General features: G+C 36.8%; 18 protein-coding genes. 3 read left to right on the top strand and 15 right to left on the bottom strand.

The genetic code is table 11. From position 1 onward, the window contains the following. Positions 1 to 52: 52 nt before the first annotated feature. The 13 genes from FNJ88_RS05105 to FNJ88_RS05165 form a co-directional block, all read right to left on the bottom strand. Positions 53 to 1,402, bottom strand: a complete 1,350-nt coding sequence (locus FNJ88_RS05105; RefSeq protein ID WP_143852147.1) for an APC family permease — start codon at positions 1,400 to 1,402, stop codon at positions 53 to 55. 103 nt (positions 1,403 to 1,505) lie between these two features. Beyond that, positions 1,506 to 1,805, bottom strand: coding sequence for a DUF5676 family membrane protein (locus FNJ88_RS05110; RefSeq protein WP_143852148.1), 300 nt, complete (start codon positions 1,803 to 1,805; stop codon positions 1,506 to 1,508). Positions 1,806 to 1,821: 16 nt separating this feature from the next. Then, complete coding sequence (locus tag FNJ88_RS05115) at positions 1,822 to 2,040, bottom strand: SHOCT domain-containing protein (protein WP_143852149.1); 219 nt, start codon at positions 2,038 to 2,040, stop codon at positions 1,822 to 1,824. A gap of 102 nt (positions 2,041 to 2,142) precedes the next feature. Beyond that, the gene (locus FNJ88_RS05120; RefSeq protein WP_143852150.1) at positions 2,143 to 2,622 is read right to left on the bottom strand and encodes a hypothetical protein; all 480 of its coding nucleotides are present in this window, start codon (positions 2,620 to 2,622) and stop codon (positions 2,143 to 2,145) included. A 483-nt stretch (positions 2,623 to 3,105) separates the two neighbouring features. Next, positions 3,106 to 3,663 (bottom strand): helix-turn-helix domain-containing protein, encoded by a 558-nt coding sequence (locus tag FNJ88_RS05125; protein WP_143852151.1) that lies wholly within the window; start codon positions 3,661 to 3,663, stop codon positions 3,106 to 3,108. Positions 3,664 to 3,750: 87 nt separating this feature from the next. Next, positions 3,751 to 4,947 carry an efflux RND transporter periplasmic adaptor subunit gene (locus FNJ88_RS05130; protein WP_143852152.1) on the bottom strand — a complete coding sequence of 399 codons (1,197 nt, stop codon included), beginning with the start codon at positions 4,945 to 4,947 and terminating at the stop codon, positions 3,751 to 3,753. A gap of 11 nt (positions 4,948 to 4,958) precedes the next feature. After that, positions 4,959 to 6,197, bottom strand: coding sequence for an efflux RND transporter periplasmic adaptor subunit (locus FNJ88_RS05135; RefSeq protein ID WP_228414568.1), 1,239 nt, complete (start codon positions 6,195 to 6,197; stop codon positions 4,959 to 4,961). After that, positions 6,194 to 7,441, bottom strand: a complete 1,248-nt coding sequence (locus FNJ88_RS05140; RefSeq protein WP_228414569.1) for a TolC family protein — start codon at positions 7,439 to 7,441, stop codon at positions 6,194 to 6,196. Before FNJ88_RS05140 ends, FNJ88_RS05135 begins: the two co-directional genes overlap by 4 nt. Before the next feature lie 19 nt (positions 7,442 to 7,460). After that, on the bottom strand, positions 7,461 to 9,419 hold the full coding sequence (locus FNJ88_RS05145; protein ID WP_143852154.1) for an efflux RND transporter permease subunit: 1,959 nt from the start codon (positions 9,417 to 9,419) through the stop codon (positions 7,461 to 7,463). 2 nt (positions 9,420 to 9,421) lie between these two features. Then, complete coding sequence (locus FNJ88_RS05150) at positions 9,422 to 10,705, bottom strand: efflux RND transporter permease subunit (RefSeq protein ID WP_143852155.1); 1,284 nt, start codon at positions 10,703 to 10,705, stop codon at positions 9,422 to 9,424. 14 nt (positions 10,706 to 10,719) lie between these two features. After that, the gene (locus FNJ88_RS05155) at positions 10,720 to 11,337 is read right to left on the bottom strand and encodes a DUF3347 domain-containing protein (RefSeq protein ID WP_228414570.1); all 618 of its coding nucleotides are present in this window, start codon (positions 11,335 to 11,337) and stop codon (positions 10,720 to 10,722) included. 19 nt (positions 11,338 to 11,356) lie between these two features. After that, the gene (locus FNJ88_RS05160) at positions 11,357 to 11,758 is read right to left on the bottom strand and encodes a hypothetical protein (protein ID WP_228414571.1); all 402 of its coding nucleotides are present in this window, start codon (positions 11,756 to 11,758) and stop codon (positions 11,357 to 11,359) included. A gap of 1,220 nt (positions 11,759 to 12,978) precedes the next feature. Next, positions 12,979 to 13,632 (bottom strand): TetR/AcrR family transcriptional regulator, encoded by a 654-nt coding sequence (locus FNJ88_RS05165; RefSeq protein ID WP_228414572.1) that lies wholly within the window; start codon positions 13,630 to 13,632, stop codon positions 12,979 to 12,981. Positions 13,633 to 13,786: 154 nt separating this feature from the next. Between FNJ88_RS05165 and FNJ88_RS05170 the strand changes: the two genes are divergently transcribed. From FNJ88_RS05170 to FNJ88_RS05180, 3 genes are read left to right on the top strand one after another with little or no spacing between them, the layout of a single operon-like run. Then, positions 13,787 to 14,446, top strand: a complete 660-nt coding sequence (locus FNJ88_RS05170) for a DedA family protein (RefSeq protein WP_143852158.1) — start codon at positions 13,787 to 13,789, stop codon at positions 14,444 to 14,446. A 16-nt stretch (positions 14,447 to 14,462) separates the two neighbouring features. Further along, positions 14,463 to 14,747 carry a zf-TFIIB domain-containing protein gene (locus FNJ88_RS05175; RefSeq protein ID WP_143852159.1) on the top strand — a complete coding sequence of 95 codons (285 nt, stop codon included), beginning with the start codon at positions 14,463 to 14,465 and terminating at the stop codon, positions 14,745 to 14,747. Positions 14,748 to 14,778: 31 nt separating this feature from the next. After that, the gene (locus FNJ88_RS05180) at positions 14,779 to 15,723 is read left to right on the top strand and encodes a TerC family protein (protein WP_143852160.1); all 945 of its coding nucleotides are present in this window, start codon (positions 14,779 to 14,781) and stop codon (positions 15,721 to 15,723) included. Between the two features lie 186 nt (positions 15,724 to 15,909). Here the strand turns inward: FNJ88_RS05180 and FNJ88_RS05185 are convergent, their stop codons facing one another. Both FNJ88_RS05185 and FNJ88_RS05190 read right to left on the bottom strand, forming a co-directional pair. After that, positions 15,910 to 16,608, bottom strand: a complete 699-nt coding sequence (locus FNJ88_RS05185; protein ID WP_143852161.1) for a TVP38/TMEM64 family protein — start codon at positions 16,606 to 16,608, stop codon at positions 15,910 to 15,912. A 65-nt stretch (positions 16,609 to 16,673) separates the two neighbouring features. Continuing rightward, positions 16,674 to 17,120, bottom strand: coding sequence for a hypothetical protein (locus FNJ88_RS05190; protein ID WP_143852162.1), 447 nt, complete (start codon positions 17,118 to 17,120; stop codon positions 16,674 to 16,676). Positions 17,121 to 17,142: the final 22 nt, after the last annotated feature.

The following is a 17,142-nucleotide window of genomic DNA, read 5'->3' on the forward strand; positions in this document are numbered from 1 at the left end:
ATTTGATTAAAGAAATCTCTACGATTTCAGTTTTGTATTCTTGTAGCTCATTCTATTTTTCTGCATCTGCTTCGTCTTCCATTCCCATTGCCATTTCCCCGTTAACATTGGTGTGAGAAGCCATAAATAATCGCTCCGCAATGAATATCAAAACAATCCCAATCGCTGCCACAATTAATATTAAAGGATCACTTAAATATTTTATATAGAGAAAAGCAGAAAGTATGGCGACGTCCATTACAATCGCAATTAGTGGAATAGCAGGTTGAAATTTCACTTCCTTCCTCAAATGCTTAAACAAACCCCAGTGAATTGCAATATCCATGATTAAATAAAAGATGGCTCCTATCGATGCTATTCGCGTTAAATTGAGCAACATCGTGAGCAAAATAGCGAGAGTCACAGTAAAGATGAGTGCTGGGTTTTTAAAATTTCCCATCCGTTTTAATGATGGCACCTGTTTCATACTGCTCAACATTCCTAATAATCTGGAAGAGGAAAAAACGCTGGCTATCACTCCTGAAAATGTTGCTATAATGGCAAGTAAAATAGTGATCCAGGAACCCCAAACTCCAAAAACCGGTTTTGCAGCAGCCGCCAAAGCATAATCTTTTGCTTCGATAATTTCGGGGATACTTAATCCGCCCGCTACAGAAAGTGCCAACGTGACATAAATAAAAGTACAAATCACAATAGAGATAATTATTGAACGTCGGACATTTTTATGTGGATTTACAATATCCCCACCTTGATTAGTAATGGTGGTAAAACCTTTATAAGCAAGAATGGCCAACGCTAACGCCGCGATAAAACCAAAACTTTGTGGCAGTTCTGCTGCATTTTTAGCAATATAATCGCCTTTAATATCTGCAATTCCTGAAACGATGAGTCCTGCAACAGCGAGTAATGCAATACCTGCGACCTTTATAATTGCTGTAAAGGTGGCAGTTGCACCAATCACTTTATTTCCTAAAATATTAATGATATACGCTGTCACCAAAAGTAAAACACCAAGAATCGAAGCGTAACCCGAAAAACTATCTGGAAACAAACGAAGGGTATAGGCTCCAAAAGTACCGGCTACCAAACTTTCTGAAACAACCATTGAAACATACATTAGCAAAGAAAAAACGCCTGTAGTCGTTCCGGGTCCATAAGACTTATTTAAAAATTTCACGACGCCTCCCGAAGAGGGAAAAGCATTTGAAAATTTCACGTAAGAATAAGAACTAAATCCGACCACTATTGCACCTGCAACGAAAACTATGGGAAATAAATCTCCTACTAATTCTGCGATCTGTCCCATCAATACAAATATCCCCGCCCCAATCATCACTCCCGTTCCCAATGAAATGGAACCTATGAGGGATAGTTTGTTTTTTTCGGTTTGGGAATTTTTCATATTTAAAATCTGTTTTTATTTGATTTAAAGAATTGGTGAAAGCAATTGAGATTTCCAATTACTTCGCTGAATAACAATCTTAATCTATCTAACTTATTAGAACTTAAAAACTCTCTGCTGATTTTATATCGTGTGTTTTGATCTGCGCGTTGTAAAAAGCCGCAATGAAAGCACCCACAATAAATCCTAAAATAAATGTTTGTAAGATTCCAAGTAAGGCTTCCGGTAAAGACACATTCATTCTAATAATGGTCGTAACATCCAGGCCGTGCAACAAACTATTGAAAAAAATTATTGCACCTTCTTTTCCGGCGGTAACCATCACCAACATACAACCCAAATAAATAATTGCACCTGTTAGCCCTAAAGCAAATCCCAGTTTTTTTACATTTAATTTGTACATAATATTTTTTTAAAGGTTAAGTAGCCGAATTGATAATTGTTTTCGCCTCATTAAATTCCTCCTTGCTTATCTCGCCTTGGGCAAATCTTTTTTTCAAAATATCTAATGGGCTTTCTTTTTTATTTTTTTGATAAGGAATATCTGCGGGAATAAAAAATATCCAGGCTAAAAATAAGAACCATAGGATCCACCAGATTAGGTGCATACCTCCAAAACTTCCGTCGTAGTAGTGCATAATTTTAATTTTTAAGTTGTTAATAATTAGTTTCAATAACTGTATTTGCAAGTGCTATTGCTTTATTTTGCACGTCACATTTTTATTTTTCCAGTATTATTTCTAATGATGATTTTTATGATCATCCATTACTGGCGAATCGCCTGTACTCATCTTTTTCATTCCCTTCATATCCATACCTTTACCCTCCATCATTGTTGTGCAGGACTTCATACAATCCTTGCTCATCATACCTTTATCGTGCATTTTCTTCATCATTGTTCCCATCATTTTACCATCTTTCATCATACCGTCCATCATGGAGTGCATCATTGTGCTGTCCTTCATCATCATTTTCATTTGATCTTCCTTCATCATTGACCCCATCATATTTTCTTTTCCCTGCATCATTGGCATTGCACTACTATTTCCCATTGCAATTCCCATGAATTCTTTTTTATATTGCGAATTTTCTGCAATTGTTTTAATAGCTTCCTGTCTTTGAGCAGGATTTTCAAGCATTGATTTCACTGATGACTGTTGTACACAACTGCTTAAGACGATAAGTCCAAATGCAGATAAAGTGATTGCTAAATTTTTCATAATATTGATTTTGTAATTATATGTTCATAAATCGATTTGAAAATTGGTAGAAGTCAAAATATAAAGTACAGCGATATTAACTGCAATTAGTTTTACAGCATAGAATTTTGACTAATGTTGATGTCACGATTAAAAAGACCGGTGATAGAATTGTAGATAACAATAATTAATTCTATCAATTTTTGAAGAGAACTTTCGCATTCGAATTATCCATCATCTCTTCTCTAATGTATAATTCTTCGAAAAAGTTTACTGACTAATGTCGGAGCATAGATGCTCAATGTAACTTGGGTTTTATTACTTCCAAGATTTACTTTTGTTTGGAACAAAATAGACTTTGCAAAAATAATTTGCAGAGATTTTTTACACTGCTTTGAAGGGAAACCCTTGAAATTTAAATGTTTAAGTCTTTGGATATTTATTTCTTACTATACAAATGTAGGAAATCAAATTTCCATCCCTTGGTAGAATTCGGTTTATTACTTACACAATATCATCGATAGATTTTCTATCCCACTTCCGAATATTTTTAAATTCCGTCATAGACATCCCTGTTTCATGTTTAAACTGTTTCGCTAAATGTCCACTGTTGTTATAATCTAAAGTGTAGGCTATTTCTGAAAAATTCAATTCTCCTAACTGGATCATTTCCTTTACTTTTTCCATCTGTAAATTAATCCTGTATTTTTCGATGGAAATACCTTCCTTTAAACTAAATAATTTACTCAAGACAGGATAAGACTTATTAAAGGTCGAACTTAAAAAAATAGAAAGATTAGAATGGTCTTGATTTTCAACTTTATTGATAATTGCTGTTTTTATTTTTTCAACCAATACATCTGTTTCGTCTATCAACAATTCAAAACCGAGTTCTTGTAAAATCTTTTCCAATTTAGAAATCTCAACTGGCGTATCCTGATCCAGCACAACTTGCCCTAATTCCAAAGAATCAATATGATAGCCTAAAGCATTTAGCTCTCGAATCACCGCCGTCTTACAGCGGTCGCACACCATATTTTTTATATATAAAGTTGTTTTCATTTTGGTGTTTTAATGGTTAATAATTTGAATAGTTTTTTTGTAATTTGAATCCATGGAGATGTTGAATGCATGAACTTGATGAAAATTTTACATATCGTGACCCGCCATTGGATCTGCACCTTTTTTGAAAATATATTCGCTATTGAGCAGATAAGTTCCCGAAATCACAATCTCATCATCTTCTTTGACGCCCGACAAAATTTCAATACGGTCGTCCGTTTCTAAACCTGTTTTCACCATTTTATTGACGAAGGTATTTTTTGCAGTTTTTACCCAAACCGTCGCCATTTTTCCATCACGAATCACAGCGTCTGTTGGCAAAGTCAGCGTTTTGCGGGACTCGTTTTCTACCAAAACATAAACCGGCATTCCGGGTTTTAGCAAATTATCTTTGTTGGGAATGGAAACCCGCACCAGATTTATTCTGCTGGCGGAATTTATTTCTGGATTGGTAAAATCGATTTTTCCTTCAATTTTCAAATTATCCATATCGGGGATGGAAACGATCACTTTTGTATCCCGATGGATCAGTGCCATTTGCGAAGAATAAACCTGAGCTTCTGCCCAAAGTGTAGAAAGATCGGCAAGCGTCAAAATGGTTCCACCTTCTGAGAGATATGCACCTTCTGATATATTTAAATCTGTGATGTATCCTGACCCAGTACTATATATTGTGGTAGTGAGCGGTGCTTTTCGCGTTCTTTCCAACTGGGCGATCTGACCTTTAGACATTCCCCACAGCGAAAGTTTATTGCGGGAACTTTGGAGCAACTGATCGAAATCGATGGAGGTATTTCCTTTAAAAAGATGTTGCCGCTCTAATGCCAAAAGATATTCCTGTTTGGCATTATTCAGTTCTTCACTGTAAATTTCTATTAAAGGAGAACCTTGAGGAACGAATTCGCCGATGTTTTTATAGTACAATTTTTCCACTCTGCCCATGACGCGGGAACTGACAGAATGCATTTTATACTGATTGAAATTGAGTGTTCCAGTAAGTGTTAATTTGTCGGACAATTCATCATTTCCGAGACTGACTGTTTTTATATTGCCCAGTTTGATCTGCTCATCATTCAGTACAAGTGCGTTCGGATCATCATTTTTTTTCTTCTCTACAGGAACAAGATCCATATGACAAATGGGACATTTACCAGGTTTGTCTGCCACGATTTGTGGATGCATTGAGCAGGTGTAGTATATATCGTGGTTCGCGTGTGGATCTTCTTCTTTTTTACAGGAAAAGAGAAAAACCAGCAGTACCATTACTAGAATATTGAATTTCATTTTTTGTTTATTTACTTGTTTACTTTTATCAGACTTTCACTATCCATGAGATATTGAGCATTTTCTGCTACTTCGTCTTCGGGTTTCAACCCACTTACAATTTCAATTTTATCTTTTACGATAGCGCCGGTTCCGACTTTGTGAGCAGTGAAACCGCCAGGTGCTTTCTTAAAGACAATTTTATCAATACCCAAAGAAACTACGGCTGTTTTTGGTAACCAATCGGCTGATTTAGAGTGGCTTGAAATTTCGGCATTTACCTGAGTACCAATCGGTATTTTCGCTACGCTGTTGTCGAAATAAACTCTTGCTGTAACTGTTTTGCTATCCGGACGGAAGAAAGGTTCAATAAAATCAATGGTACCTTTAAACCGACTTGACGGATCGTTTTGCGGAATAACGGTAACCGACTGCCCTTTGCTCACCAAAGCAATATCTTCTGCAAAAATATTGAGGAGTGCCCAACTTCGATTGGGATTGTACACCGTAAATATATTTTCTCCTTTTTGCAGATACATACCTTCTTTAAGTGGCAATTCTGCAGTAACTGAATTGGCCTGCATTACTTCAGTCGGTTGTGACTGGTTTGCCATACCTCCGGCAGATTGAATATATCCGCTGTAATTGCTAAAGACAGGAACACTCAAATCTGGTTTACCTTTCCTGCTGATACTTTGAATCTGTGACGCTGGCATTCCCAAAAGAAGCAATTTTTGTCGGGATGCATTGATCATCATAGCGTTTGAACGGTCATTTTTCAACACGAATAAATGATTTTGCTGTGCCGTGAGTAACTCTGGACTGTAAATGTCCAAAATCCGTTGACCTTTGGAAACTTTTTGGAATTTGTACCGAACATACAATTTCTCGATCCTTCCGGCAATTCGGGAAGAGATCGTTCCGATCTGGCGCGTGTCGTAATCTACAATGCCCAATGCATCAACGGTGGTTGGAATATTTTCCTTCGATAGACGAATAACAGGCAACTGAGAAACAACATAGTTATTGGTGGGTTGTAAAAGATCGTCCAGTTTGATACCATCTTCTTTTTGTGCAGGCGCATCTTTCAGCACCAGATCCATTCCGCATTTCGGACATTTTCCAGGTTTATCTGAAATTATTTCAGGATGCATTGGGCAGGTATAAGTATGCAGTCCCGCAGCTTGCGAGTGCGAGTCTTCCCAGAATTTTAATTTTTCACAAGCTGATAAAGTGAACAGCATTAACGTGAATAGTATTATTTTTTTCATCTTCTTTCAAGTAATCGGTCTAATTCGGTTTGAGCCTGGAGCGCTTTTGTAAGAATATCAAAATATTCTAACTGAGTCATATTGAGTTTTTCCCACGCATCGTAAAGCGTAAAAAGATCCTCCGTATTTTGCTCGTAGCCCAATTGCATTAATTTGTAATTGTTTTTCAAAGCCGGAATAATGGTGTTTTCATACAATTGAATCTGTTTTTTATTCAGTTCTAATTCATTGCGCATTCCATATGCTCGACCGCTGTATTCATTCACCATGACGGCTTTTTGGGCAAGCAGTGCTTCTTCTTTGATCTGTAAACTTTCGATATTGGCGTCATACATTTTAGAAGCCCACGGAACCAAAGGAATCTTCGCCATCACCATAAGGGTATACTGCATAGGCTGACCTCCAAATGCAAACATATTTTCGAATTTTACACCGAATTCTGGTCGCAAATTTTGTTTTTCCAGATCCTGTTTCAATTTTGCGATGTCAATTTCTTTGTCAATACCACGCAAATCGCTTCTGTTTTGATAAAAAAGTTCTGGATCAAAAAGTTCCAACCCATATTCATTTAAAGTAAAATCAGGCTGTACTTCCAGTTCTTCCATTGCGTTTCTTCCCATCAAAGCGTTCAGGCGAATTCTTTTAACCTTAATATCATTATCATACATGAGTTGCATATTATCTGCTGAACCGAGTGCCGCTTTGGCTTTGTAGTAAGCAGAAATTTTTCCGAGGCCGTTTTTATACCTAATTTCTGCATTCCGTATCATGAAGTCCAGCATGTTTTTATTATCCTTAACTACTTTTATTTTCTTGTCCAGGACGATCCAGTCGTAGTAGAGTTTTTTTGCATCCTGAAAGTTTTCATTCAAGGTGGCAGACAATTTTTCTCTTTCGACAGATGACAACGCAAGCATTAGATTTTCATTGGCATCCAGTTTCTTTTTATTCGGAATCATCTGTTCGACCGAAACTGCAAAAGAACCCATACCCAGCATATCACCTTTTCTGCTCCAACGCTGTGGATTGTAAGGCGTCATAAAAAGACCTGCACCAACCGTCGGTGGCATCCAACTTCTGGAACCTTTGGCGGCTGCGTCGAGTGATCTCACTTCGGCATCGTACATTTTTACGACCGGATTATTGGCAGCAATACTGTCTAAAATTTCAGACAAAGGCATTTGCTGCGCTCCCATTTTGCCGGAAAAAAAGGCAATTATTAGTAGGAGTGTTATTTTCTTCATTTCTATTATCATTAAATTTTTAATGGGAAGCATCAAGTACATCTATTTTCCCGAGTTTATTCAGCTCCCATTCTTTCTGCATCAAAAAGATGATTGGCGTAACCAAAAGAATATGAATCGCCGAAGTGAAAACGCCACCCACCATTGGTAAAACAATAGGTTTCATCATATCACTTCCGACGCCGTGACTCCAAAGAATCGGGACTAATCCAAATAAGGTCACACAAACAGTCATTATTTTTGGTCTCAACCGTTTGGCGGCACCGTAAATAACATATTCGCGCAGTTCCTCATTGGTTATGGTTTCCCGAGAGTTTCCATTCTTAGCTACCAATTGCACCATGGCATCGTTGAGATAAATGACCATTACAATTCCGGTTTCTACGGCGAGTCCGAAAAGTGCGATAAACCCGACTGCCACTGCGACGGAAAGATTCACGCCCCAAATCGAAACCATAAAAACACCGCCAATTAAGGCAAAAGGAATACTGATAAGATTAAAAAACGCTTCGCGATAAGAGTTAAAAGCAAAATACATGGAGAGAAAAATGACGATGAGCACGATGGGCATTATCATCTTTAAAGTTTGTTCGCCTCGAATCAAATTCTCGTATTGGCCGCTCCACTCAACATAGTATCCTTTTGGCATTTTTGCCATTTTGGTATCTATCCTTTTCTTGGCTTCTTCTACGGTACTTCCTAAATCCCGGTCTCGCACATTGAATAAAACTGCGCCACGCAACATGGCGTTTTCTGAATTAATCATGGGAGGGCCTTCGGAGAGTTGTATATCTGCTACATTATTTAAAGGGATCGAACCAAATTTCATGGTTTGTAAAGGCAATCTGCGGAGCGATTCTATATTATTCCGAAAATCTTGCCCATAGCGTGCATTCACCGAAAAACGCTGCCGACCTTCGATGGTCGTGGTCAGTTTCATACCACCCAAAGCACTTTCTACCACGGCGTTTACATCATCCACACTTAAACCATATCTACTGATTTCATCTCTTTTAACTTCAATATCGATGTATTTACCACCAGTGATTGGTTCTACAAACATGTCTTGAATACCATCGATACCAACAAGTTCATTTTTAATTTGTTGAGATAAGGCGTAAATACTATCTAAATTTTCACCGTATACTTTAACACCGACATCAGTTCTGATTCCGGTGGAAAGCATATTGATCCGGTTGACAATAGGCATTGTCCAGCCATTAGTGACACCTGGAATCTGAAGTTTAGCATTCAATTCATTGATCAAACCTTCCTTGGTTGTTCCCTCTCTCCATTCATCTTGAGGTTTTAATAAAATAATGGTTTCAATCATGGAAATGGGCGAATTGTCGGTCGCAGTATTCGCTCTACCGGCTTTACCTAAAACATGATCTACCTCCGGAACACTTTTAATAATTTTATCCTGAACCTGCAGCAATCTTTTTGCTTCCGAATTCGAAATATCAGGCAGCGTTACCGGCATAAAAAGAATCGATCCTTCATCCAAAGGCGGCATAAACTCCCGACCGAGATTCAGCACCATCGGAATACTAATTAAAAGAGCGAGAAGATTGATGCCCAGCGTTGTTTTTCGCCACTTGATACACCATCTGATCAAAGGTTCGTAAAACCTTTCCAAGCCTCTATTAATAGGGTTTGTACTGTCATCTTTAAACTTTCCTTTCATAAAAAAGGATATGAGCACTGGTGCCAAAGTAAGGACCAAAAACGCATCAACTATCAGTATGAAAGTTTTGGTATAAGCCAAAGGATGAAACAGTTTTCCTTCTTGCCCCGTCAACATAAATACGGGGAGAAATGAAACCACAATAATCACTGTAGAAAAAAATACGCCTCTTGAGACCTGCTTGCATGATTTCTCAATAATACTCATCCGAATATCTTCGGGTATTTTTTTATAACTATCCGGCTTTTTACTTTTCTTCCGGAATATATTTTTAAACCAATCGGTCTTCATTATTAGGAGTTTTTGTTTTGATTATGATTCTGCCAATCCGACAGATTTTTGTACGCATTTTCAGACATTATAATTCCGTTATCTACGATAACCCCAATTGCTAAGGCAATTCCTGTAAGCGACATGATGTTGGAGGAAAGTCCAAAAGCATTGAGCAAAATAAAGGCAATCGCAATAGTGATCGGGATTTGAATAATAATACTCAAAGCACTGCGCCAGTGAAAAAGAAAAACAATGACAATAATAGCCACCACAATCATTTCTTCAACGAGTTTGGTTTTAATATTATCTATTGCTGCCTCTATAAGAGTACTTCTATCATAAGATGTTTTTAGAGTAACCCCTTCCGGAAGTCCTTTTTCTACCTCTTTCATTTTCTCTTTTACATCATTGATCACTTTATCGGCGTTTTCACCGTAGCGCGCAACGATAATTCCGCCCACTACCTCACCTTTGCCGTCAACATCAAAAATACCCGTCCGCAGATCGCCACCCATTTGCACTGATGCAACATCTTTCACACGAACTGGAATGCCCTGATTATTGCCGACGCCAATGTTTTCGATATCTTCAATATTATTGATGTAACCAAGACCGCGAATGATGTAAGCCATATCTGCCATCTCGAATTTTCGGCCACCGACGTCATTATTATTGGTCTTCACCGCCTTCATTACGTCTAATAAGGAAATATTGTAGTATTGCAATTTTACCGGATCGATCACCAGTTGGTATTGTTTTTCGAACCCACCAAAAGAGGCGACTTCTGAAACGCCAGGTACTGTTTGTAGGGCAAATTTGATATACCAATCCTGTAAGGCACGCTGATCGCCCAGATCCATGTCTGGTGCATCTAAATGATACCAGTACACATGACCTACGCCTGTACCATCGGGCCCGAGCGTCGGAGTAACATCTTGTGGAAGTAATCGCTGTGCATAATTGAGCCGTTCCATGACCCGTGTTCTTGCCCAATAAATATCGACATCATCGTCGAAAATAACATACACGAAACTCATCCCAAACATGGAGGACGCTCGAATATTTTTAATTTTCGGAATCCCCTGCAGATTACTGACCAAGGGAAAAGTTACCTGATCCTCGATGATCTGTGGACTTCTTCCCATCCACTCCGTGAAGACGATTACCTGATTTTCACTCAAATCAGGAATCGCATCAATCGGATTATTTCGGACGGCAAAGATCCCCCAGATAAACAGACCTGCTGCAATCAGCAGTACAAAGTATCGGTTTTTAAGAGATAATCTTATTAAATTTTGAATCATTATATTTTATCAGTTTACTTAATTTCCTCCTGCACTTCCCCACAGGTAAGCATTCCTTTACCGTAATAAGGATTTTTAACGTCTTTAGAAGAACTTAACCAGAAAGCACCTTTGCTGTCATTATACATTGGGCAGAAGACTTTATAAACCGGCTTTGAAGCGCCGAAATCTTTAACCAAATCATAAAAATCTGCACTTAACAAATCCAGATGTTCTCTTTGATGTTCGATATTTCCAGCATTTTCCGCGATGTGTTCTGCATGTTCTTTAATCTCAGCGACGATATCTGCGTATTCTTTTTTTTGCTCCGTCGAAAAACTGGTTTGGTCAATTTTCGCTAGCGACTGTACCATATCTTTACCGGAAGAAGCTGCCTCCCCAGCATTATCATCTGCGAGCGCTGAAGTTAGTTGCATATAGTTTGAAGTGAGATTATCCAGATTGGCGGAGGATTTTTTGGCTTCAACAACGGTCATGTTTTCATTCATGGACATACCCTCCATTGTTTCGCCATCTTTCATGCCGTTCATATCGTGCTGCATGGTGGTATTAGCGGTTTGTTCTTTGTTTTCTTTACAGGCACTTACTGTTAATGCGCCAAGGGTCAAAAGACCTATTACTGCTATTTTCATTGTTTTGATTTTTAAGTTATTAATTATTGAAATAAGTTTCATAGTTGGATTGGTTTTCGAAATACAATACATTATCATTTTCGTCTGCCTTTGCAATAATCGCAGTTGCTTTATCGACCGGTTTCTTAGATACTGGATCCAAAGCAATACGTGCGCTTTCTTGGGTCGGGATCTTCTCCTGACAATCTGCGCAACAGCCGTAATAAATTTTGCCGTCATATTTTACTTCCAGTTGTTTTTTACCCATGTAGGCATTATTCACCATGCATACTTCATCGTTTGGAAGAAGGTCGCCAACTTTGGGCTGACCATTAACGACAGCAGCATTTACAATTTCATTGTTATTATTGGTTTCAGGACTGTTACAAGAATAGAGAAACAAGGCCAATACGGCCATTATTCCAAATGTCAAATTTTTCATGAAATTTAGATTTAAGATTAAGATTGAATTAAAAGATGCGTGACGCATAGACTGGCTCTACGAGTTAATCGTATACTATTATGAATATGACCATAGTAGCATTTCGGTAGATCAAAAAGTTGAGCACAATAAGTATAACGAGTTAATAAAGGACAAACGCACTTTAGAACATCGCATAACTCGGGCTGTAAGAACGGTATTTAACCTATTTTTGGCGGTTGCCAAATGGTGTGAAATCCACTGGAATAAAATGGACTAAGATAATAGAATTGCGATCTTTTGGAAGTAAAATCAAACTTGTTTTGAGAATTTAGAAACTTATCGCTATTAGCGAGCACTGGATATTGAGAAGAACTGCAAGTATTTCCACTGCAGTTACCGGAACAATCACCGGTTGAACATTGATGGGATTTAGGATGGCAACATTCATCTTCACAGTCTCCGCTGGAACATTCCGGCTGTATCTCGGCGAATGATTGCCTGAACTCTAATGCAGTCACCGATTTTTCTACTTTATCAGTCTTTTTATTTATGGCGCACCCGAATACAAGATTAGGTACTAGAAATAAAACCAGTATAAAACAGGAAAATAGTATTTTAGAATTAATATGCATTTATAAGTAATCCGTAACAAATATAGTTATTTTAATTTATTGAAAGACCATCATTTGCTTTTATTTAAAATGAAAATCAGTTTTAAATTTAGGATCTCATTATAAATTTCTGTGGGTATAAAATATACTCTCTCTATTGTAAATGCTAACTACATTACGATCTTTAATCATTATACTGGTTACGCTATAATTAGTCCCTACTTCAAAAATCAGGGACTAAATTCGGGATTGTTTAATGGTTTTGCTGATGGTTTACGATTGTTTAAATTTATCTAACTTGCTTATTTTCAATGAAATGATGTTTTAAAATGGTATATTGGGTTATGCCAAAAGTACCATCCTCTCTACAACACACCTGTAAGTTATTAATTTACAGGTTTTTATTATTCATAGGGACTGAATCAGGGACTAAAATTCTTGATTTTTTTTTCTATAATTTTTAATTTAAACATCACCAAATTTATTAATAACGTTCTCGATAGTATTTTTCAATTGAGTTTTTGTGAAAAATAGCTACATTTATCTATAAACAAAATAATATCGTAATTTTCAAGCGATTCGCAAAACCACATATCTTAACATTGCAAAATACATAGTTTAAAAAAGTTAAGATCTGTCCAAACTTGAAAAAACCAAATCATTTAGAAATTCAACTATTTCAGTCTCTTTATTTCTTTTGCTGAAATCGGTCAGTGAGGAAAGATTGTGCATGAAAAAGTTTTGAAAATGCGCTATTTCTACGATCGTTGACGCTAAAGATTTGGGAAACTTATAATTTGGATTGTATGCTAAAATGACATTGCCGATCAAGGTGCATAAATCTTTGTAAGGTTGAAAAAATTCTGATTTATTATCTTCCTCCACTTGTTTCGTTAAATAGGCTTTGGAACCTTCCGCCACGATTACGGGATGCAGAAGACTTTCATCTATATAACTCGTTTGCTTATCATCTTCAATGGGAGATGTTAACAGGTTTATTATTTTTTGCAGTTTGACTTTGTGATCTTTGATGTTATTCGTCTGGAAATTGATCTGAAATTCTATCCATCCAAAATACCACGCAGTAATATAAATCAATAATTTATGCTTGTTTTCAAAATAGCGATAAATACCCGCCTCTGTTGAACTAATTTCTTCGGCGAGTTTTTTAAAAGTAAAAGCTTCGAATCCTAACTTATAAATCAGTTCTACACTGTGTTTCAGAATTTTTCTTCCCAAATCCGTGTCTTCAGGATTACGAAGATATAAATCTTCATTCATTTTTATTTTGAACTGGTATTCCATAGGTATTAATTCTTTCCTGAAAAAGTTTGTACAAATCTACCGAAAAAAACTTTACTTTTTTTTATGATAGTATTACTACTATTTAAAATAGTTTAACTACTTTTGTCAAGAATTAAAAAACTTACTGCAAATGGATTTTATATTAGAATCCCTTCAACACCTTTTAGATCCGGATTGGATCATGAAAAATGGCGGATTATATTTAGTTCTGCTGATCTTATTTATTGAAACAGGAATTATCATTGGTTTTTTTCTACCAGGCGATCCTCTTTTGTTCGTTTCAGGAATGGTCATTGCTTCTGCCAATGAAACGCCATACCCTTTTGAGACGCAAATTTTCAACCTTTTATTTTGGATGGTATTATTTATGAGTTCAACAATTTTAGGAAACTTTTTTGGCTATTGGTTTGGCTACAAATTCAAACATGTCGTCAACAGAAAAGAAGATACCTGGTTTTTGAAACGTAAACACATTCAGACAGCGCACGATTTCTATGAAAAAAGAGGAGGCTTTGCAATTGCTATTGCTCGCTTCTTACCAATCGTAAGAACATTCGCACCGATCATTGCCGGCACAGTGGAAATGAACTTTAAAAAGTTTGCGATGTACAATGTCGTTGGTGCAATTATTTGGGTTGTAAGCATCACCTCATTGGGTTACATTTTAGGTGATATTCCATGGGTTAAAAATAATTTAGAATATATTTTAATAGGTCTGGTTTTATTGGTTACAGCTCCAGTTATCATAAAACTAATGACTAAAAACGAAAATACAAATCAAACAATTTAATAAAAAATAGAAAATTATGAAATGTCCAAATTGTAATGTTGCCTTAACAATGGCAGACCGAAACGGAATCGAAATTGATTATTGCCCGGATTGTCGCGGGGTTTGGTTAGACCGCGGTGAACTCGATAAAATTATCGAACGCTCCGTTCAGCAACCACCGGTTCAACAACCCCCAGTTCCCCAGCGAAGTAATTACCCGAATCAAGAAAGATATTATTCCGATAAGGATCAATATTATTCTGACAAGGACAGATACTATAAGAAGAAAAAGGGCCTTTTAGGTGATCTATTTGATTTTTAAAAAATTAGAACACCATTTTAATCGATAGCTTATGATAGTTTGGATAATATTTATTGCAGTAGTAATTTTTGCACTGATCTTAGATTTAGGGGTCTTTAACCGCAAACCTCACGAAATAAAAACAAAAGAAGCGGCCATTTGGACCAGTGTCTGGGTAACGTGTGCCCTGCTTTTTTCGGGAGTAGTCTATCTTTCCTTTGAGAATAATTGGATCGCGAACCCAACGAACCTCACGCCAACAAATGCAGTTCTAAAATTCGTAACGGGTTATTTAATCGAACTCTCTTTGAGTGTTGATAACATTTTTATTATTGCACTCATATTTTCGTCTTTTGCGATTCCTAAAAAGTATCAGCACGAAGTCCTCTTTTACGGAGTTTTGGGTGCGATTGTTTTCAGAGCCATAATGATTGTTTTTGGAGTAGCACTCATTACAGAATTTAGCTGGATGATCTATGTTTTTGGGGTATTCTTGATCTTAACTGCGCTTAAACTGTTATTCAGTCACAACGAACAAAAAGACCCACACGATTTTAAGATCTATAAGTGGATCGCTAAAGTTTATCCCGTTACAACAACTATTGAAGGCGATAAATTTTTCGTAATAAAAAATGGTGTAAAGTATGCTACGCCATTATTTGTAGCACTGATTATCATAGAATTGACGGATGTATTTTTTGCTATAGACAGCATTCCTGCGATATTAGCAATTACTGCGGATCCGTTCATCGTTTTCACCTCTAATATTTTGGCTATAATGGGATTACGGTCGATGTACTTTTTAGTTGTGGGTATGTTGGATAAATTTAAATACATCAATTACAGTTTGGTGGTAATATTGGCATTCGTTGGTGTAAAAATGATCATTTCTCATCATGTGGAAATCCCTGAATGGTTGTCACTTGGCGTAATCGTATTGTCACTCGCTGGAGGAATGTTGGCTTCTAAATTTATAAAAGATCCTGAAGTTGAATAAGAAACTGTCTTTAACCTTTTAAATCTGATGCGGGATCTATTTCTAAATTTAGAAAATGAGATCTATTCTAATTCTCAACTCAACGATCCCGCAGACCGGTTTAGGCTTATGTTATATTTTCAGTTAATTGCCGAATTATTAAAAATTCTGTAATTCCAGAAGATGGATTTTTAGAGAGATCTAGTATTATTTGACAGACCTTCTCTTTTTATCCCACCAAATATAACCTCCGAAAACAATTAAACTCGCAATAGAACCATAAAGTAAACCCGTCTTCAGAGAATCTGTGTTTTGACCGGTAATGGCGATCAGTAAAATTAAGGGTGTAATTCCCACGGCGGTTGCACTGATAAATTTCCAATAATTCATTTTGAGAATGCCGGCAACAAAACTGATGGCGTCATTTGATAAAAAAGGATTGATCCGCGTGATGACTACCGCCCAAAATCCGTAATTTTCAATGAATGTTGTGATTTTTTTGGTAGTTTTTTCCCCTAATAAACGCTCAATAAAAGACAATCCCAGATACTTTCCGATTGCATAACCCACAGATGAAGCAATAATCACGGCAGTAAAATTAATGATGCTTCCCCAAATTGGTCCGTACGCAAGTGTGGAAACGATCATCAAAAGAATGGTAGGAATTACTAGCAAAAACATTTGTACGATCATTGCCACAACGATCACGACCGGACCGAACCAGCCAAAATCTTCTACCCATTTTTTTACCCGCGCTTCGTCATCACTGGTAAGTACACTCCAGGCTTCCTTAAAGAAATCATTTACGGGCGGAACTGCAAAATAACTGATTACCAAAATTGCGACTAAAAGCAGAGACAAATAAAAAGGCAGTTTACTTTTCTTTGGGGAAGAACTTTTATTCATTATGCTTCATATCATTACAATTTCAGAATGTTGACGTAGTATTTTTTTAAGAATTAATGGTTAATTTAATTCCAATATTTAATGTTAGACAATTCTTTTCCACTGTTGTCCAGAACCAGTTTTGTATCAGTAAAGAAACCTTCCAGTTCTATTTGAAAATATTTGGAATTTCCATCCACAATATATTCCGCATCGTCCCATTTTCCTTTGGGGTGATTTTGTGCAAGAAATGCTCTAATACCTTCTGGTACGGCGGTTCCATCAATTCTGTGTTTGTATTTTAAGAGATTTCCGGAACTGTCCAAAAGCGCATCGTGGTCTACGTTTTCCACGTCAAAACTTGCTTCATACGTATCATTTGCAAACTCCCACTCCACATTCTTTGCCTGAACAAATTTGCTTTTAAAAGTATTTTCTACAATCGAGGGAACTTCTGAAGTTGTAATATCGTTTTCACAGGAAACGAAACTTAATGATAGTGCAAGTGCTATTAAATAAGTTATTTTAGACATATTTTTAAATTATTTAATGCAA

The organism is Chryseobacterium sp. SNU WT5, from assembly GCF_007362475.1.
GTDB lineage: Bacteria > Bacteroidota > Bacteroidia > Flavobacteriales > Weeksellaceae > Kaistella.